At 59.3% G+C, this 17,210-nt stretch carries 17 protein-coding genes; 13 read left to right on the top strand and 4 right to left on the bottom strand.

The window, feature by feature from the left end; all coding sequences use genetic code 11:
* Positions 1-43: 43 nt before the first annotated feature.
* Complete coding sequence (locus EPZ47_RS28410; RefSeq protein WP_135847678.1) at positions 44-1,378, top strand: OprD family porin; 1,335 nt, start codon at positions 44-46, stop codon at positions 1,376-1,378.
* Between the two features lie 111 nt (positions 1,379-1,489).
* Here the strand turns inward: EPZ47_RS28410 and hepT are convergent, their stop codons facing one another.
* Positions 1,490-1,924, bottom strand: a complete 435-nt coding sequence (gene hepT / locus EPZ47_RS28405; protein ID WP_135847677.1) for a type VII toxin-antitoxin system HepT family RNase toxin — start codon at positions 1,922-1,924, stop codon at positions 1,490-1,492.
* On the bottom strand, positions 1,914-2,309 hold the full coding sequence (gene mntA, locus EPZ47_RS28400) for a type VII toxin-antitoxin system MntA family adenylyltransferase antitoxin (RefSeq protein WP_135847676.1): 396 nt from the start codon (positions 2,307-2,309) through the stop codon (positions 1,914-1,916). The genes hepT and mntA overlap by 11 nt, the downstream gene beginning before the upstream one ends.
* A 333-nt stretch (positions 2,310-2,642) precedes the next feature.
* Here mntA and EPZ47_RS28395 point away from each other — a divergent pair, with 333 nt between their 5' ends.
* The 7 genes from EPZ47_RS28395 (at position 2,643) to EPZ47_RS28360 (ending at position 8,244) form a co-directional block, all read left to right on the top strand.
* Positions 2,643-3,281, top strand: coding sequence for a peroxiredoxin (locus EPZ47_RS28395; RefSeq protein ID WP_135847675.1), 639 nt, complete (start codon positions 2,643-2,645; stop codon positions 3,279-3,281).
* A gap of 307 nt (positions 3,282-3,588) precedes the next feature.
* Positions 3,589-4,182 carry an NADPH-dependent FMN reductase gene (gene ssuE / locus EPZ47_RS28385; protein WP_135847674.1) on the top strand — a complete coding sequence of 198 codons (594 nt, stop codon included), beginning with the start codon at positions 3,589-3,591 and terminating at the stop codon, positions 4,180-4,182.
* Positions 4,183-4,271: 89 nt separating this feature from the next.
* A complete protein-coding gene (locus EPZ47_RS28380) occupies positions 4,272-5,237 on the top strand; it encodes a sulfonate ABC transporter substrate-binding protein (protein WP_135847673.1) in 966 nt (321 codons plus the stop codon).
* Between the two features lie 24 nt (positions 5,238-5,261).
* A complete protein-coding gene (gene ssuD / locus EPZ47_RS28375; RefSeq protein ID WP_135847672.1) occupies positions 5,262-6,410 on the top strand; it encodes an FMNH2-dependent alkanesulfonate monooxygenase in 1,149 nt (382 codons plus the stop codon).
* A gap of 7 nt (positions 6,411-6,417) precedes the next feature.
* Positions 6,418-7,200 carry an aliphatic sulfonate ABC transporter permease SsuC gene (ssuC, locus tag EPZ47_RS28370; protein WP_135847671.1) on the top strand — a complete coding sequence of 261 codons (783 nt, stop codon included), beginning with the start codon at positions 6,418-6,420 and terminating at the stop codon, positions 7,198-7,200.
* The gene (gene ssuB / locus EPZ47_RS28365) at positions 7,197-8,003 is read left to right on the top strand and encodes an aliphatic sulfonates ABC transporter ATP-binding protein (RefSeq protein WP_135847670.1); all 807 of its coding nucleotides are present in this window, start codon (positions 7,197-7,199) and stop codon (positions 8,001-8,003) included. The genes ssuC and ssuB overlap by 4 nt, the downstream gene beginning before the upstream one ends.
* A gap of 25 nt (positions 8,004-8,028) precedes the next feature.
* Positions 8,029-8,244, top strand: a complete 216-nt coding sequence (locus EPZ47_RS28360; RefSeq protein WP_003177394.1) for a TOBE domain-containing protein — start codon at positions 8,029-8,031, stop codon at positions 8,242-8,244.
* A gap of 153 nt (positions 8,245-8,397) precedes the next feature.
* Here EPZ47_RS28360 and EPZ47_RS28355 read toward each other — a convergent pair whose 3' ends face one another.
* The gene (locus EPZ47_RS28355) at positions 8,398-9,033 is read right to left on the bottom strand and encodes a TetR/AcrR family transcriptional regulator (protein ID WP_135847669.1); all 636 of its coding nucleotides are present in this window, start codon (positions 9,031-9,033) and stop codon (positions 8,398-8,400) included.
* A gap of 284 nt (positions 9,034-9,317) precedes the next feature.
* Positions 9,318-10,694 (bottom strand): glutamine synthetase family protein, encoded by a 1,377-nt coding sequence (locus EPZ47_RS28345; protein WP_025216023.1) that lies wholly within the window; start codon positions 10,692-10,694, stop codon positions 9,318-9,320.
* A 278-nt stretch (positions 10,695-10,972) separates the two neighbouring features.
* Here EPZ47_RS28345 and EPZ47_RS28340 point away from each other — a divergent pair, with 278 nt between their 5' ends.
* From EPZ47_RS28340 to EPZ47_RS28320, 5 genes are all read left to right on the top strand, one after another.
* Positions 10,973-11,749: a gamma-glutamyl-gamma-aminobutyrate hydrolase family protein gene (locus EPZ47_RS28340; RefSeq protein ID WP_135847667.1), complete on the top strand. Its 777-nt coding sequence runs from the start codon at positions 10,973-10,975 to the stop codon at positions 11,747-11,749.
* A gap of 40 nt (positions 11,750-11,789) precedes the next feature.
* Positions 11,790-13,148, top strand: coding sequence for a glutamine synthetase family protein (locus EPZ47_RS28335; RefSeq protein ID WP_014340745.1), 1,359 nt, complete (start codon positions 11,790-11,792; stop codon positions 13,146-13,148).
* Between the two features lie 59 nt (positions 13,149-13,207).
* Positions 13,208-14,572 (top strand): aspartate aminotransferase family protein, encoded by a 1,365-nt coding sequence (locus EPZ47_RS28330; RefSeq protein WP_135847666.1) that lies wholly within the window; start codon positions 13,208-13,210, stop codon positions 14,570-14,572.
* Positions 14,573-14,769: 197 nt separating this feature from the next.
* Positions 14,770-15,867: a polyamine ABC transporter substrate-binding protein gene (locus EPZ47_RS28325; RefSeq protein WP_135848081.1), complete on the top strand. Its 1,098-nt coding sequence runs from the start codon at positions 14,770-14,772 to the stop codon at positions 15,865-15,867.
* Positions 15,868-16,051: 184 nt separating this feature from the next.
* On the top strand, positions 16,052-17,149 hold the full coding sequence (locus EPZ47_RS28320) for a polyamine ABC transporter substrate-binding protein (protein ID WP_135847665.1): 1,098 nt from the start codon (positions 16,052-16,054) through the stop codon (positions 17,147-17,149).
* The last annotated feature ends 61 nt before the right edge of the window (positions 17,150-17,210 follow it).

The raw sequence follows: 17,210 nt of genomic DNA, 5'->3' as shown, positions 1-17,210 counted from the left end.
GAGCCAAAGATACACAAGAATTAGAAAACGAGAGGAGCGAAGCATGAACAAGTCCACCTTGGCCCTGGCTGTGGCCGTTGGGGTTTTGGCGCAGCAGGCAGGCGCCGCCGGTTTTATCGAAGACAGCAAGGCTACGTTGGGTCTGCGTAACTTCTACATCAACACGGATAACCGTGATGGCGCTGCCAATCCTTCCAAGCAGGAAGAGTGGGGTCAGGGTTTCATTTTCAACTTCACTTCCGGCTACACCCAAGGCACCGTCGGTTTCGGCGTCGATGCCATTGGCCTGCTGGGTGTGAAGCTGGACTCTGGCAAAGGGACCGCCTACAACGCTACCAACAACAAGGGTGGCACCGTCTTCCCTAGCGAAAGCGATGGCCGTGCGGTCGACGATTTCGGCAGCCTGGGCCTGACCGCAAAGGTCAAGGTTTCCAAGACTGAACTGCGTCTGGGCACCCTGCAGCCGAAGCTGCCTGTTGTGACCTTCAACGATGGTCGTCTGCTGCCACAAACGTTTGAAGGTGGTCAGATCACCTCCAACGATATCGATAACCTGACCCTGGTTGGCGGTAAGTTGGAGCACGCCAAAGGTCGTAACTCGACTAACAACGATTCGCTGACCATTGCAGGTTCCAACGGTGCAACGACCACCGCCACCAGCAACCAGCGCAGCAACGAGTTCTACTATGCTGGTGGTGACTACAAGCTCACCAAGGATCTGACCGCTCAGTACTACTACGGCAACCTGGAAGACTTCTATACCCAGCACTTCCTGGGTCTGGTCCACAACCTGGCGTTGCCAGTGGGTAGCCTGAAATCCGATTTGCGTTACTTCAACAGTGATTCCGATGGCAAGAACGCCAGCCAGGAAGGTCGTCTGGCGGGGTATCGCTCTTCTGGATTCCAAAACAACGGTGGTGAAGTAGACAACCGTACCTGGAGTGCAAAATTCACGTATAGCCTGCAAGGCCATGCGCTCAGCGCCGGCTATCAGCGTGTGAATGGTACCAGCGACTTCCCATTCCTGAACCAGGGTGACGGTGCATCCGCCTACCTGATCACTGACGTTCAGATCGGCAAATTCCAGCGGGCTGGCGAGCGTACCTGGCTAGCTCAGTACGCCTATGACTTTGCAACTGTTGGCGTGCCAGGCTTGACGACTTCGGTTATCTACCTGAAGGGCGACAACATTGCTACTGCTACCGGTGATAAGAGCGAGTGGGAACGTGACTTCACGCTCGGTTACGTTGTTCCGGATGGCAAGTTCAAAGGCCTAGGCCTGGCGTGGAGGAACGCTTCGCTGCGCTCCGAAGTGGCCAACCAGCGTAACCAGGACGAAAACCGCCTGATCGTGAGCTACACGCTGCCGATTCTGTAATTCGGCGTTAAAGAGCCCCGCCCGGCAACACGCCGTGCGGGGCTTTTGCGTTTGTGCGCCAGGGGATCTTCTCGTTTTCCTCTGTCGCCAGATGCGCTGATGGTCACCGACTCAGCGCTGTTGTGTAGGCTCCGCCGCGTCCTTACGCAAGATGAACGCGCTGAACGCCAGGAAATCACCCAAGTGCTGGGTAATGATTGCGACCATGATCGGCAATTGCAGGGCTTGGTAGTCATGCACGGCGATATTTCTGAAGCCCACCATGTTCTTCAGGTTTTTCACCAAGCCTTCCTCCACCCAGCCACTTTGGAAAAGCAACTCGAACACATCCCGGGAGCTTTGCGGGACACCCAGTCGCTCACGGCGAATCAAATGCTGCCCCATATCCAGCGCCGCTTCACACGCACGCTGGATATTCAGGACTGCCGAATCCTGGCGAGTGAAATCAGTGGCGAAGGTAGAGGGATCCTTCTCGTATTCCTCCCGCACCCTGGCGATGCAACGCTCGATACTCGCTGCTTTATTGATCAGTACGTCATCGGCCATACACGATGCCTTCTTCCTGAATATCCTTGAGCAGGCCTGCCCGAGCCTCGTCGAGAGCGGTCTTTTCGCTGAGAATAAAGCACTCGAACAACCCCGCCTGTACGTCTCTGGCCCAGAGTCTCTGGCCTCGGGTCACGATCTGATATTGCATGACGGTGGTTGCCGCACGTAGGTCAATCAGATCCACCGGACTGCCAGCGATATCCGCCAAATCCCCTGAAAGCTGCCATAACGATACAGGGTCGATCTCGCCGGACAAAAGCACGGACAAATCGACATCACTGTCAGGCCCGGCGGTTCCCTGTGCATGGCTACCAAACAGGTAAACCGCCAGCAGACCAGGGAGTTGGTTTTGCAGATGAGTCAACAAGGCTTGAGTGTTCATGTTGCCTATCCTAGCCGCTCGTCCTGAAATCGCCTCAATAATTTCCGTAGTGTGGGTACAAAACAAAAAAAGCCCCGCCCGGCATTACGCCGGGCGGGGCTTTGCGTTTCGGGTCTGGCCCACCCCTGTAGCCTTCCCCGAACCTTCTCCTCTTTTCAGCAACTCGAGGCCTTCTCGAAACCTCGGAAATGATCTTGGGCCGGTATGCGGAATGGCGCCAGTGAACAGTTTTTTATATTCGCTAATGATCTAAATAAATGGGTATTCATTCTTTTTAAAGCAATGAAAACCGGTGCACAGTTGGCCCCACAACAACCAACCAGGAGCCGCACCATGAGCCTCAGACTCGGCGACATCGCCCCAGACTTCGAACAGGATTCCAGCGCCGGCAAGATCCGCTTCCACGAATGGCTTGGCGACAGTTGGGGCGTACTGTTTTCCCACCCGGCGGACTTCACGCCGGTGTGCACCACCGAACTGGGCTTTACCGCCAAACTCAAGGATGAATTCGCCAAGCGCGGTGTCAAGGCCATTGCCCTTTCGGTAGATCCGGTGGACTCGCACCACAAATGGATCGAGGACATCAATGAAACCCAGAACACGGTCGTCAACTTCCCGATCCTGGCCGACGCCGACCGCAAAGTGTCTGACCTGTACGACCTGATCCACCCCAATGCCAGCGATACCTTGACCGTGCGTTCACTGTTCGTGATCGACCCGAACAAGAAGGTGCGCCTGACCATCACTTACCCGGCCAGCACCGGGCGCAATTTCCACGAAATCCTGCGGGTGATCGATTCGTTGCAGCTGACCGACAACTACAAAGTCGCCACCCCGGCCAACTGGCAGGAGGGTGATGAAGTGGTGATCGTGCCGTCGCTCAAGGATGAAGAGGAGCTCAAACAGCGTTTCCCCAAAGGCTATCGCGCCGTGAAGCCCTACCTGCGCCTTACCCCGCAGCCCAATCGCTGACGCAAAACCTGAACCTGTGGGAGCGAGCTTGCTCGCGATGACGTCGGATCTGCCAACGACGATGTCGACTGATACACCGCTATCGCGAGCAAGCTCGCTCCCACAGGGGAATCACTGTGCACCAAGGGTTTTGGCCGTTTCGACGGCCTTTTTTTATGCCCTGAATAAGGCAATTTTAATATATCTATAACGAATAACTAAATGAATAAATATGATTTAAAGATATATATGTCTCCCTGTTATGGTTGGCCCCATACAGCGAGATCGCCCACCGCGAATCGCACGTGACATTTAAGGAATGGTTGGCATGTTGGTCGTCTCACTCGGTGGCAGTCCCAGTCAGCGCTCCCGTTCCGGCGTGCTGTTGGAGCGCTCGCAACGCTGGTTGCAGCAGCAAGGTGTGGAAGTGGTGAGCTATCAGGTGCGCGATTTTCCGGCTGAAGATCTGCTTCATGCCCGCTTCGACAGCCCGAAGGTGGTCGATCTGCTCCAGCAGATCGAGAACGCCGATGGCTTGTTGATCGCCACACCGGTCTACAAGGCGTCTTTTTCCGGTGCGCTGAAGACCGTGCTGGACTTGCTCCCTGAACGTGCCCTGGCCCATAAGGTGGTGCTGCCCATGGCCACTGGCGGCAGCATCGCCCATATGCTGGTGGTGGATTACGCCCTCAAGCCAGTGCTGTCGGCGCTCAAGGCCCAGGAAATGCTCCACGGTATTTTTGCCGAGGACAGTCAGATCGCTTACGGCGAAGGCAACGCTCAGGCGCAATTGACGCCGGCATTGCAACAACGCCTGAACGAAGCGCTGGAACAGTTTTTCAGCGCCATGGCCCGTCGGCCCAAGCCGTTGGACCCTAGCGTGTTGAACGAACGTTTGTTGAGTGCTCGCTGGAGCATTTGAACCCGTAACCCCAGATTCACCTCACCTTACTCAGCCGCCAACGGCCCAGCAGGTGCAGCCAAAACCCCACAGCAAAAAGGAGAGGCGCCATGCGCACTGTCATTTTGCGTCGCGGGCTGGTCGCTCTGTTTGCTGCGGCTGTGTCCTTCGGCGTCGTTACCCAGGCTCAAGCCGAGACCTTGCGGATCGGTTATCAGAAGTACGGCACCCTGGTGCTGCTCAAGGCCAAGGGCACTCTGGAAAAACGCCTCGCAGCCCAAGGCGTAGACGTGCAATGGACCGAATTTCCCGGCGGCCCGCAACTGCTTGAAGGCTTGAACGTCGGCTCCATCGACTTCGGCGTGACCGGTGAAACCCCGCCGGTGTTCGCCCAGGCGGCGGGTGCCGATCTGCTCTACGTCGCCTACGAACCGCCAGCGCCCGCCAGCGAGGCCATCCTGGTGCCCAAGGGTTCTCCTATCCAGTCGGTGCAAGACCTCAAGGGCAAGAAAGTCGTGCTGAACAAAGGCTCCAACGTTCACTACCTGCTGGTGCGGGCGCTGGAAGATGCCGGCCTGAAATACTCCGATATCCAGACGGTTTTCCTGCCGCCGGCCGACGCCCGTGCCGCGTTCGAGCGTGGCAGTGTCGACGCCTGGGTGATCTGGGATCCGTACCAGGCTGCCGCCGAACAGCAGTTGCAGGCGCGCACCCTGCGTGATGGCAAAGGCATTGTCGACAACCATCAGTTCTACCTCGCCACCAAACCCTATGCGCAGAAAAACCCCCAGGTCATCACGGCGCTGGTGGAGGAAGTGCGTGCAGTGGGTGAGTGGTCCAAGGCCAACCCTGAAGACGTGACCAAACAGGTATCGCCGCTGCTCGGCCTGCCTGCCGATATCACCCTGACGTCGGTGAAACGCCAAGGCTACGGGGCGTTGTTCCTCACGCCGGAGGTGGTGGCGGCGCAGCAGAAAATCGCCGACAGCTTCTATCAGCTCAAATTGATTCCCAAGCCCTTGAGCATCAAGGACGTGATCTGGACGCCGCCGGCAACCGTCGCGAACGCGCAGTAATTCGATTCCTTAGGAGACTACTCCATGAGCCTCAATATTTTCTGGTTCCTGCCCACCCACGGCGACGGCCATTACCTTGGCACCGCCGAAGGCGCCCGCGCCGTCGATCACGGCTACCTGCAACAGATCGCCCAGGCGGCGGATCGACTGGGTTTCGGTGGCGTGCTGATTCCCACCGGGCGCTCCTGCGAAGACTCCTGGTTGGTGGCTGCGTCGTTGATTCCGGTGACCCAGCGCTTGAAATTCCTCGTTGCCCTGCGCCCCGGGATCATTTCCCCGACGGTGGCGGCGCGTCAGGCCGCGACCCTGGACCGGTTGTCCGGCGGGCGCGCGTTGTTCAACCTGGTGACCGGCGGTGACCCGGACGAACTGGCTGGCGACGGCCTGTTCCTGGACCATGAGCAGCGCTATCAGGCTTCGGTGGAATTCACCCGCATCTGGCGCCGGGTACTGGAAGGCGAAACTGTGGATTACGACGGCGAACACATCAGTGTGAAGGGCGCCAAGCTGCTCTATCCGCCGATCCAGCAACCGCGTCCACCGCTGTATTTCGGCGGTTCATCGGAAGCGGCCCAGGACCTGGCTGCCGAACAGGTGGAAATGGTGCTGACCTGGGGCGAGCCGCCAGCGGCCGTGGCGGAAAAGATCGAACAAGTGCGGGTCAAGGCCGCCAAGCTCGGCCGCACCGTGCGCTTCGGCATCCGCTTGCATGTGATTGTGCGTGAAACCAACGCCGAAGCCTGGCAAGCGGCTAACCGATTGATCTCCCACCTGGACGACGAGACTATCGCTCGGGCCCAGGCTTCACTGGCGCGCTTCGATTCGGTGGGCCAGCAACGCATGGCTGCGTTGCACGGTGGCCGTCGCGACAAGCTGGAAGTCAGCCCCAACCTCTGGGCCGGCGTAGGCCTGGTCCGTGGCGGCGCGGGTACGGCGCTGGTGGGCGATGGCCCGACCGTGGCGGCGCGGGTCAAGGAATACGCTGATCTTGGCATCGACACCTTTATTTTCTCCGGTTATCCACACCTGGAGGAGTCCTACCGCGTGGCCGAGTTGTTGTTTCCACACCTGGACGTGGAGCGCCCGGAACTGCCGAAAAGCCAGGGTTATGTCAGCCCGTTCGGTGAAATGGTCGCCAACGACATCCTTCCCAAAGCCGCGTCGCAGAGCTGAGGCGGCCATGAAGAAAATCATCCACAACCTGGCGCCCTGGGCGGTGCCGCTGTTGCTGTTGGCGGTGTGGCAACTGTCGGTGTCGGCAGGCTGGTTATCCACGCGAATCCTGCCGGCACCCGTGGCGGTGATCGAAGCCGGGGTCAACCTGGTGCGCAGCGGCGAGATCTGGACGCACCTGGCCATCAGCAGTTGGCGGGCAGCGGTTGGTTTCCTGATCGGCGGCGGCATCGGCCTGGCCCTGGGTTTCATCACCGGCCTGTCGAAATGGGGCGAGCGCCTGTTGGACAGTTCCGTGCAGATGGTCCGGAACGTGCCGCACCTGGCGCTGATTCCGCTGGTGATCCTGTGGTTTGGTATCGACGAGTCGGCGAAGATTTTCCTGGTGGCCCTGGGCACGCTGTTTCCGATCTACCTCAATACCTACCACGGGATTCGTAACGTCGATCCGGCGCTGGTGGAGATGTCTCGCAGTTACGGCCTGTCCGGTTTCAGTCTGTTTCGCCAGGTGATTCTGCCCGGGGCCTTGCCTTCGATCCTGGTGGGCGTGCGCTTTGCGCTGGGCTTCATGTGGCTGACGTTGATCGTGGCGGAAACCATCTCGGCCAGTTCCGGCATCGGTTATCTGGCGATGAATGCCCGCGAGTTCCTGCAGACCGATGTGGTGGTGCTGGCGATTCTTTTGTACGCCGTACTCGGCAAATTGGCCGACCTCGCCGCCCGTGGACTGGAGCGGGTCTGGCTGCGCTGGCACCCGGCCTATCAAGTGCACAAGGGAGGTGCCGCATGACCGCCCAACAACCTCCACGGCTGCTGCGAGGCATTCCCCTGGCCGTGCGCAAGCTGCAAAAGACCTTCGGCTCGCGTCAGGTGCTGCGGGACGTCGACCTGCATATTCCGGCCGGGCAGTTCGTGGCGGTGGTCGGCCGCAGCGGCTGTGGCAAAAGTACCTTGCTGCGTTTGTTGGCCGGTCTCGACCAGCCCACGGGTGGGGAGTTGCTGGCTGGCTCCGGGTCCCTGAGTGCCGCACGGCAAGACACACGGCTGATGTTCCAGGACGCGCGCTTGCTGCCCTGGAAAAAAATCATCGACAACGTCGGCCTCGGGCTAACAGGCAACTGGCGGCCCCAAGCGTTGCAGGCACTGGAAACGGTGGGCTTGGCCGACCGCGCCCATGAATGGCCGGCGGCACTGTCTGGCGGACAGAAACAACGGGTGGCCCTGGCTCGCGCGCTGATTCACCAACCGCGCCTGTTGCTGCTCGACGAACCTCTGGGAGCGCTGGACGCCCTGACCCGTATCGAGATGCAGCAACTGATCGAAAACCTCTGGCAGACGCACGGCTTTACCGTGCTGCTGGTGACCCATGACGTCAGCGAAGCGGTGGCGATCGCCGACCGGGTCATTCTGATCGAAGACGGTCAGGTTGGTCTCGACCTGGCCATCGACCTGCCACGCCCACGGGTTCGCGGCTCACATCGCCTGGCGAGCCTGGAAACCGAAGTCCTCAACCATGTGCTGTCCTTGCCCGGCCAACCGCCGGAACCCGAACCCGTTTCACCCTTGCCCACGCAACTGCGTTGGGCGCAATAACTTCATCCATACAGGAATCGACACCATGACGATCAAAGCCATCAACGTACGCAACCAGTTCAAAGGCACCATCAAGGAAATCGTCGAAGGCGACGTGCTGTCGGAAATCGACGTACAGACCGCTTCCGGCATCGTCACCTCGGTCATCACCACCCGTTCGGTCAAGGAGCTGGAACTGGCGATCGGCAGTGAAGTGATCGCTTTCGTCAAATCCACCGAGGTGTCGATCGCCAAGTTGTGAACGAGCTTGACCCACAGCCCCGGACGGCGTGAGCTCTTCGGGGCTTTCTGTTTTTTTGGCGGCCTGCTAATGCGCTTTGTTGAGGTTAGGAGGGGGCTGCTGCGCAGCCCAGCGGGAGCAAGCTCCCTCGCCACGGATGAGGCGGTTCAAGTATCAGACGGCTTCACGCTTGGGCAAATACGGCGGCAGATACAACCCCAGGTACGCATCGAACACCCGCATGCCTTCCTCGGCCATGCGTGGGGTGATCTGGTTGTGTTGTTGCACCGAGCGGGCGTAGACGCGGTCGCCCAGTTCCATGGCCAGGGCGAACACGTCGACGTCGGTGGGCAAGTTCGGCAGCTCGAAATGGCGGTCGAACAGTTTATGCATCAGGTCGCCCAGTTCGAGGTCGTGCTGACGGTCGGCCTGGGTGACTTCGGTCAGGCCGTGTTGGGCCAGGATCAATTGGCGGGCGGCGGCGTCCTGGCTGTAGATGGTGAGCATGCGCTGCTCCACCAGCCGCGACAGGTCGTGCCAGTGGTTCAGCGCTTGATGGTCAATGGGCGCCTGCAGGCAGGCGCGGAAGGCCGCGTGGACGTCAGCGGTCAACGCTTCAAGCAGCGCCGGGACGCTGGCGAAGAAGTGGTAGACGGAGGAGGGCGGGATCCCGGCGCGCTCGGCGACACTGTAGATCGACAAGCTCGCCACACCTTCGGCGGCAAGCAGCGTACGGGCGGCATCGAGAATGCTGTCGATCCGGGCCTGGCTGCGTGCGCGGGGTTTGCGAGGGGTGGCGATGCGCGTCATGAGTGTCTCCTGGGGGCTGCCGGGCATTGTACGCAGAGCCGGCGGATGGTCCATACCTGCACTTGGGAGCAAAGGAACTCCTGTGGCGAGGGAGCTTGCTCCCGCTGGGCTGCGAAGCGGCCCTGAAATCAGCCACTGCAGTGTTTCAGGTTGACCGCTTTCGCATTTTTGGGGCTGCTGCGCAGCCCGGCGGGAGCAAGCTCCCTCGCCACAATGTTGGTGAGCATCCATAAAAAAACGCCGCAGCCCTTAAGGGCCGCGGCGTTTTTCTTTACAGCCACCGCTTACACGGTATGCAGGTACCAGTTGTACTCGAGGTCGGAGATGGAGTGTTCGAACTCCTCCAGCTCACTTTCCTTGCAGGCCACGAAGATATCGATGTATTTCGGATCGATGTACTTGGCCATGACTTCGCTGTCGTCCAGTTCGCGCAGGGCATCGCGCAGGTTGTTCGGCAGGCTTTGCTCGTTCTGCTCGTAGCTGTTGCCTTCCACCGGCGCACCGGGCTCGATCTTGTTGACCAGGCCATGGTGCACGCCTGCCAATACTGCCGCCATCAGCAGATACGGGTTGGCATCGGCACCGGCAACACGGTGTTCCAGGCGCACGGCATCGGCGGAGCCGGTGGGCACGCGCAGGGCTACGGTGCGGTTGTCCAAGCCCCAGGTCGGCGAGTTCGGCACATAGAACTGTGCGCCGAAACGACGGTAGGAGTTGACGTTCGGGCAGAGGAAAGCCATCTGCGCCGGTAGGGTCTCGAGCACACCGCCGATCGCGTGACGCAGTGCGGCGTTCTGCTCGGGATCCTCGCTGGCAAAAATATTCTTGCCATCCTTGTCCAGAATCGAAATGTGGACGTGCAGACCGTTGCCCGCCTGGCCTGGATACGGCTTGGCCATGAAGGTGGTGTCCATTTCATGGTCGTAGGCGATGTTCTTGATCAGGCGCTTGAGCAGTACCGCGTAGTCGCAGGCCTTGATCGGGTCGGCCACGTGGTGCAGGTTCACTTCGAACTGCGCCGGGGCACTTTCCTTGACGATGGCGTCGGCGGGAATGCCTTGCTCCTTGGCCCCTTCCAGAATGTCCTGGAGGCAATCGACATATTCGTCGAGGTCGTCGATCAGGTAGACCTGTGTCGAGTGTGGGCGTTTGCCGGAGATCGGTGAGCGGGGCGGTTGTGGGCGTCCATTCACGTTCTCCTGGTCGATCAGGTAGAACTCCAGCTCGAATGCGGCGCAGATGGTCAGGCCCAGTTCATCGAACTTGGTCACGACCTGGCGCAGGACTTCACGAGGGTCGGCGAAGAAAGGCTCGCCTTCCAGTTCGTGCATGGTCATCAACAGTTGTGCGGTAGGACGCTTCTGCCAGGGCTCATTGCACAGGGTGTCAGGGATTGGATAACAGATTCGGTCAGCGTCGCCGATGTCCAGGCCCAGGCCGGTGCTTTCCACCGTAGAGCCATTGATATCCAGAGCAAATAGAGAGGCCGGCAGGTTGATGCCTTTCTCGTAAACCTTGTGGAGGCTGGTGCGTTCGATGCGCTTGCCGCGCACCACACCATTCATATCCGCAATCAGAAGGTCAACGTACAGAACCTCAGGATGTTCCTTAAGGAACGCGTTCGCTTCGTTAAGCTGAACGGCACGCGGGGGTACCGACATGATGCAACACCTTTGTTGTTAAAAATATCAATCATTGATCTCTTCGAAAGCCAGTCAACCCGAACGGCATGCCGAAGTCAAGCAGGGCCTTTTTTGCCCTAAAAAAGCACCTGCGGAGCTTTTTTGAGGCAATTTAGGGCGTTTTTTTCCCTTTGCCGGGCTTGGCGCCCGCAGGCTTGAGCGGGCCGTGTTGTATTTTTTACGGGGGTGTTGTGTAAAAAAATGAACAAGGCTAAGCTCGATTCAAACCCATAACAGCAATAATACCGGGGTGCTTCATGTCTCGCCTGCCGTTAATCGGCGTCACCACCTGCTCCAAGCAGATCGGTCTGCATGCGTATCACATCAGTGGCGATAAATATTCCCGGGCTGTCGCGACAGCCGCCAAGGGCTTGCCAGTGCTGATCCCGTCCCTGGCGGATTTATTCGCTCCGTCCGATATTCTGGACAGCCTGGACGGCATTCTTTTTACCGGCTCTCCTTCTAATGTAGAACCTTTTCATTATCAGGGCCCCGCCAGCGCGTCGGGCACTGCTCATGATCCTGCACGGGATGCCACCACCCTGCCGCTGATCCGCGCCGCAGTCGATGCGGGGGTCCCGGTGCTGGGCATCTGCCGTGGCTTCCAGGAAATGAACGTAGCCTTTGGCGGCAGCCTTCACCAAAAAGTTCATGAGGTCGGAACCTTCATCGACCATCGTGAAGACGACACACAATCGGTAGATATTCAGTACGGCCCGGCCCACGCCATGCATATCCAGCCTGGCGGCGTCCTCGCCGGCCTGGGCCTGCCGCCGGTGATTGAAGTCAACTCGATCCACAGCCAGGGCATCGAGCGCCTGGCCCCCGGTCTGCGGGCCGAAGCGATGGCGCCGGATGGCCTGATCGAGGCGGTCTCAGTGACACAAGGCAAGGCTTTTGCTTTAGGTGTGCAGTGGCACCCTGAATGGGAGGTAAGCTCGAATCCGTACTACCTTGCGATTTTCCAGGCATTTGGCGATGCCTGCCGTGCAAGGGCAACACAACGCGACGCCGATGCGTCAAACAACGCCTGACTACTAATAGCAGCCAGGAAACTCACGCCTAGAGGCATTTATGAGTAACAACCTCGACCAGCTCACCGATTGGTTGAAAGACCATAAGATCACAGAAGTCGAATGCATGATTGGCGACCTGACCGGTATCACCCGGGGCAAGATCTCGCCGACCAACAAGTTCATTGCTGAAAAAGGCATGCGCCTGCCCGAGAGCGTTCTGCTCCAGACCGTTACCGGCGACTATGTCGAAGACGACATCTATTACGAACTGCTCGACCCAGCCGACATCGACATGATCTGTCGCCCGGACGAGAACGCAGTGTTCCTTGTGCCCTGGGCCATCGAGCCCACCGCCCAGGTTATCCACGACGCCTACGACAAGCAGGGCAACCCCATCGAGCTGTCGCCGCGCAACGTGCTCAAGAAGGTGCTCAAGCTCTATGCCGACAAGGGTTGGCAGCCGATCGTCGCGCCGGAAATGGAGTTCTACCTGACCAAGCGCAGCGACGACCCCGATTTCCCGCTGCAGCCGCCCGTTGGCCGCTCCGGTCGCCCGGAAACCGGTCGCCAGTCTTTCTCGATTGAAGCGGCCAACGAATTCGACCCGCTGTTCGAAGACGTCTATGACTGGTGCGAATTGCAGGAGCTGGACCTCGACACCCTGATCCACGAGGACGGCACGGCGCAGATGGAAATCAACTTCCGTCACGGCGATGCCCTGTCCCTGGCCGACCAGATCCTGGTGTTCAAGCGCACCATGCGCGAGGCGGCGCTCAAGCATGACGTGGCCGCCACCTTCATGGCCAAGCCCATGACCGGCGAGCCGGGCAGCGCGATGCACCTGCACCAGAGCATCATCGACAAGGAAACCGGCAAGAACGTCTTCTCCAATGAAGACGGGACCATGAGCGAGCTGTTCCTGCACCACATCGGTGGCCTGCAGAAATTCATCCCCGAGCTGTTGCCGCTGTTCGCCCCCAACGTCAACTCGTTCCGCCGCTTCCTGCCGGACACCTCGGCACCGGTGAACGTGGAGTGGGGCGAAGAGAACCGCACCGTGGGCCTGCGGGTACCGGATGCCGGGCCGCAGAACCGTCGGGTGGAAAACCGCTTGCCAGGCGCCGACGCCAACCCGTACCTGGCGATTGCCGCCAGCCTGCTGTGTGGCTTCATCGGCATGGTCGAAGGCATCAACCCGAGCGCGCCGGTGGTGGGCCGAGGCTACGAACGCCGCAACCTGCGTTTGCCGCTGACCATCGAAGACGCCCTGGAACGCATGGAAAACAGCACCACCATCGAGAAATACCTGGGCAAGAAATTCATCACAGGCTACGTCGCGGTCAAGCGGGCCGAGCATGAAAACTTCAAGCGCGTGATCAGTTCGTGGGAGCGGGAATTCCTGCTCTTTGCCGTCTGAAGCGCTGGGCGGGCTGCTTCAGGCAGCCTCGCCCCCACCGATATGAAAGGAGAATTCGCATGACCCGCAACAACCCGCAGACCCGTGAATGGCAAGCCCTGAGCAACGATCATCACCTGGCGCCGTTCAGCGACTTCAAACAGCTCAAAGAGAAAGGCCCGCGTATCATCACCCACGCCAAGGGTGTGTACCTCTGGGACAGTGAAGGTAATAAGATCCTTGATGGCATGGCCGGCCTCTGGTGCGTGGCGGTCGGTTACGGCCGCGATGAACTGGCCGACGCCGCCAGCCGGCAGATGCGCGAGCTGCCTTATTACAACCTGTTCTTCCAGACTGCCCACCCGCCAGTGCTGGAACTGTCCAAAGCCATCGCCGACATCGCCCCTGAAGGCATGAACCATGTGTTCTTCACCGGCTCCGGCTCCGAAGGCAACGACACCATGCTGCGTATGGTCCGTCACTATTGGGCGATCAAGGGCCAGCCGAACAAGAAAGTCATCATCAGCCGCAAGAACGGCTACCACGGTTCGACCGTGGCCGGCGCCAGCCTGGGCGGCATGACCTACATGCATGAACAAGGCGACTTGCCGATCCCTGGTATTGTCCACATCGCCCAGCCGTACTGGTTCGGCGAAGGCGGCGACATGAGCCCTGAAGAGTTCGGCGTCTGGGCGGCCAATCAACTGGAAGAAAAGATCCTGGAGATCGGCGTGGACAACGTCGGCGCCTTCATCGCCGAGCCGATCCAGGGTGCCGGCGGCGTGATCGTACCGCCGGACAGCTACTGGCCGCGCATGAAGGAAATCCTCGCCAAGTACGACATCCTGTTCGTGGCCGACGAGGTGATCTGTGGTTTCGGTCGTACCGGTGAGTGGTTCGGTACCGATCACTACGGGTTGAAACCGCACATGATGACCATTGCCAAGGGCCTGACCTCCGGCTACATCCCAATGGGTGGCCTGATTGTGCGTGACGACGTGGTCGAGGTGCTTAACGAAGGCGGCGATTTCAACCACGGGTTTACCTATTCCGGTCACCCGGTGGCCGCGGCGGTGGCCCTGGAAAACATCCGTATCCTGCGCGACGAAAAGATCATCGAGCGTGTCCATGGGGAAACGGCACCCTATTTGCAGAAGCGTTTGCGGGAACTGAACGATCATCCGCTGGTGGGTGAAGTGCGCGGAGTCGGTTTGCTGGGGGCAATCGAGCTGGTTCAGGACAAAGCCACGCGCAAGCGCTATGAAGGCAAGGGTGTGGGCATGATCTGCCGGCAGTTCTGTTTCGATAACGGGCTGATCATGCGCGCGGTGGGCGACACCATGATCATTGCGCCGCCGCTGGTGATCAGCAAGGCCGAGATCGATGAGTTGGTGACCAAGGCGCGGCAATGCCTGGACCTGACGCTCAGTGCGTTGCAAGGCTAAGTGCTAGGCTCTGAGCGAGGTGCCTGCAAGGGCCTCGCCCGGTGAGAACAAAAGGCCGGGCTTGTGTTGAAAGCCTGCCCTGTAACTTGCCAGACTACCGCCTGTTCAAGTTGCCAGAGAGTCGGCTACTGAACTGTGGCTAAGAAGAATAACTGGAGCACTTTTTCATGAAGGCATTAGGCATGAAGACATTAGGTATGAAGATAGCTGGCAAGACCCTCCTCGCCATGTCCCTGATGGGCGTGATGGCGGGTGCCGTTCAGGCGGACGATAAAGTGCTGCACGTCTATAACTGGTCCGACTACATTGCGCCGGACACCGTCGCCAAGTTCGAGAAAGAGTCGGGGATCAAAGTCGTCTACGACGTGTTCGACAGCAACGAAACCCTGGAAGCCAAGTTGCTGGCCGGTAAATCCGGTTATGACATCGTGGTGCCGTCGAACAACTTCCTGGCCAAGCAGATCAAGGCCGGGGTCTACCAGAAACTCGACAAGTCCAAGTTGCCCAACTGGAAAAACCTCAATACCGACCTGCTCAAGGCTGTTTCGGTAAGCGACCCGGGCAACGAACACGCCTTCCCGTACATGTGGGGCTCGATCGGCATCGGCTTCAACGCCGAGAAGGTCAAGGCCGCGCTGGGTGCCGACGCACCGACCAACTCGTGGGACCTGCTGTTCAAGCCGGAGAACGCGGCGAAGCTGAAATCCTGCGGCATCAGCTTCCTCGACTCGCCGACCGAGATGATTCCGGTGGCGCTGCACTACCTGGGCTACCCGACCGACAGCCAGGACAAGAAACAACTGGCTGAAGCCGAGGCACTGTTCCTCAAGATCCGTCCTTCGATTGGCTACTTCCACTCGTCCAAGTACATCTCTGACCTGGCCAACGGCAACATCTGCGTAGCAGTCGGCTACTCGGGCGATATCTACCAGGCCAAGTCCCGTGCTGCCGAAGCCGGTGGCAAGGTAAAAGTCAGCTACAACATTCCGAAAGAAGGGGCTGGCAGCTTCTTCGACATGGTCGCCATCCCTAAAGATGCCGAAAACGTCGAAGGTGCCTACAAGTTCATGACCTTCCTGCAAAAGCCGGAAATCATGGCTGAAATCACTGACACCGTGAGCTTCCCGAACGGTAACGCGGCGTCTACGCCGCTGGTCAGCAAGGAAATCACCAGCGACCCGGGCATCTACCCTCCGGCGGATGTGCAAGCCAAGCTCTACGCGATTGCCGACCTGCCAGCCGCGACCCAGCGGATCATGACCCGCAGCTGGACCAAGATCAAATCCGGTAAATAAGCCGGCCTGAAGCATCTTCCTGTTGTCGCCGTCATCACGACGGTGACAACAGGAGCAATTAAATGACTAAAAGTTTTGCTGGATCGGTTTATCGAGGGTAAGTTGCGCGCCGGTTTTGTTGCAGGGTCCATCGTGGCCAGGTAACGGGGGCAACTTGGGCCCAACTATTTAAGAGGACCTCCACGTGCCTGTTTTTTCTTTGCTACGCAATGCCCTGCTGGTCGGCGCGGGCCTGACGCTTGCCGTCAGTGTCCAGGCGGCGTCCACCGTGCATATTTATAACTGGTCGGACTACATCGGCGAGACCACCCTGGCGGACTTCGAAAAAGCCACGGGCATCAAGCCGGTGTATGACGTGTTCGATTCCAACGAAACCCTGGAAGGCAAGCTGCTGGCCGGGCGTACTGGTTACGACGTGGTCGTGCCGTCCAACCACTTCCTGGGCAAGCAGATCAAGGCCGGGGCGTTCCAGAAACTCGACAAGTCGCAGTTGCCCAACTACGCCAACCTCGACCCTGCGCTGCTCAAGCGCCTGGAAAAGAACGACCCGGGCAATCAATACGCCGTGCCTTACCTGTGGGGCACCAATGGCATCGGCTACAACGTCGAGAAGATCAAGGCTGTCCTGGGCGTCGACAAGATCGACTCGTGGGCCATGCTGTTCGAGCCGGAAAACATCAAGAAGCTCTCCAGCTGCGGTGTCTCGTTCCTCGACTCCGGTGACGAGATGATCCCGGCGATGCTCAATTACCTGGGCCTGGACCCCAACAGTGAAAACCCTGAAGACTACAAGAAGGCCGAGGCCCAGCTCCTCAAGATCCGGCCTTACGTGACCTACTTCAATTCCTCCAAGTACATCTCCGATCTGGCCAACGGCGAGATCTGCGTGGCCGCCGGTTTCTCCGGCGACATCTTCCAGGCCCGCGAACGTGCCAGCGAAGCCGGCAAGGGCGTCGATATCGCCTATGTGATTCCCAAGGAAGGCGGCAACCTCTGGTTCGACATGCTGGCGATCCCGCGCGACGCCTCCAATGTCAAGCAAGCCCACGCGTTCATCAACTATGTGCTCAAGCCTGAGGTCATCGCCCAGGTCAGCGACGTTGTCGGTTATGCCAACCCGAACCCCAAGGCTGGCGAACTGATGGACCAGAAAGTACGCACCGACGAGGCGGTTTACCCACCGCAAGCGGTCGTCGACAAACTGTACGTCAACTCCGAGTTGCCGCCCAAGATCCAACGACTCATGACCCGCAGCTGGACCAAGGTCAAGTCGGGTAAATAGCGTTAAGCGCGCTCTAACTATCCAAGGTTCGTTCGTGTAGGACGAGCTGCAAATTCTGTGG

Origin of the sequence: Pseudomonas viciae (assembly GCF_004786035.1) — a bacterium.
Taxonomy (GTDB): Bacteria; Pseudomonadota; Gammaproteobacteria; order Pseudomonadales; family Pseudomonadaceae; genus Aquipseudomonas; species Aquipseudomonas viciae.
This window is presented reverse-complemented; position numbering and strand designations above follow the sequence as displayed.

Excerpts from the sequence above, each read along its gene's own strand:
- EPZ47_RS28410 (WP_135847678.1), top strand. The coding sequence starts at position 44 with ATGAACAAGTCCACCTTGGCCCTGGCTGTGGCCGTTGGGGTTTTGGCG.
- hepT (WP_135847677.1), bottom strand. The coding sequence starts at position 1,924 with ATGGCCGATGACGTACTGATCAATAAAGCAGCGAGTATCGAGCGTTGC.
- mntA (WP_135847676.1), bottom strand. The coding sequence starts at position 2,309 with ATGAACACTCAAGCCTTGTTGACTCATCTGCAAAACCAACTCCCTGGT.
- EPZ47_RS28395 (WP_135847675.1), top strand. The coding sequence starts at position 2,643 with ATGAGCCTCAGACTCGGCGACATCGCCCCAGACTTCGAACAGGATTCC.
- ssuE (WP_135847674.1), top strand. The coding sequence starts at position 3,589 with ATGTTGGTCGTCTCACTCGGTGGCAGTCCCAGTCAGCGCTCCCGTTCC.
- EPZ47_RS28380 (WP_135847673.1), top strand. The coding sequence starts at position 4,272 with ATGCGCACTGTCATTTTGCGTCGCGGGCTGGTCGCTCTGTTTGCTGCG.
- ssuD (WP_135847672.1), top strand. The coding sequence starts at position 5,262 with ATGAGCCTCAATATTTTCTGGTTCCTGCCCACCCACGGCGACGGCCAT.
- ssuC (WP_135847671.1), top strand. The coding sequence starts at position 6,418 with ATGAAGAAAATCATCCACAACCTGGCGCCCTGGGCGGTGCCGCTGTTG.
- ssuB (WP_135847670.1), top strand. The coding sequence starts at position 7,197 with ATGACCGCCCAACAACCTCCACGGCTGCTGCGAGGCATTCCCCTGGCC.
- EPZ47_RS28360 (WP_003177394.1), top strand. The coding sequence starts at position 8,029 with ATGACGATCAAAGCCATCAACGTACGCAACCAGTTCAAAGGCACCATC.
- EPZ47_RS28355 (WP_135847669.1), bottom strand. The coding sequence starts at position 9,033 with ATGACGCGCATCGCCACCCCTCGCAAACCCCGCGCACGCAGCCAGGCC.
- EPZ47_RS28345 (WP_025216023.1), bottom strand. The coding sequence starts at position 10,694 with ATGTCGGTACCCCCGCGTGCCGTTCAGCTTAACGAAGCGAACGCGTTC.
- EPZ47_RS28340 (WP_135847667.1), top strand. The coding sequence starts at position 10,973 with ATGTCTCGCCTGCCGTTAATCGGCGTCACCACCTGCTCCAAGCAGATC.
- EPZ47_RS28335 (WP_014340745.1), top strand. The coding sequence starts at position 11,790 with ATGAGTAACAACCTCGACCAGCTCACCGATTGGTTGAAAGACCATAAG.
- EPZ47_RS28330 (WP_135847666.1), top strand. The coding sequence starts at position 13,208 with ATGACCCGCAACAACCCGCAGACCCGTGAATGGCAAGCCCTGAGCAAC.
- EPZ47_RS28325 (WP_135848081.1), top strand. The coding sequence starts at position 14,770 with ATGAAGATAGCTGGCAAGACCCTCCTCGCCATGTCCCTGATGGGCGTG.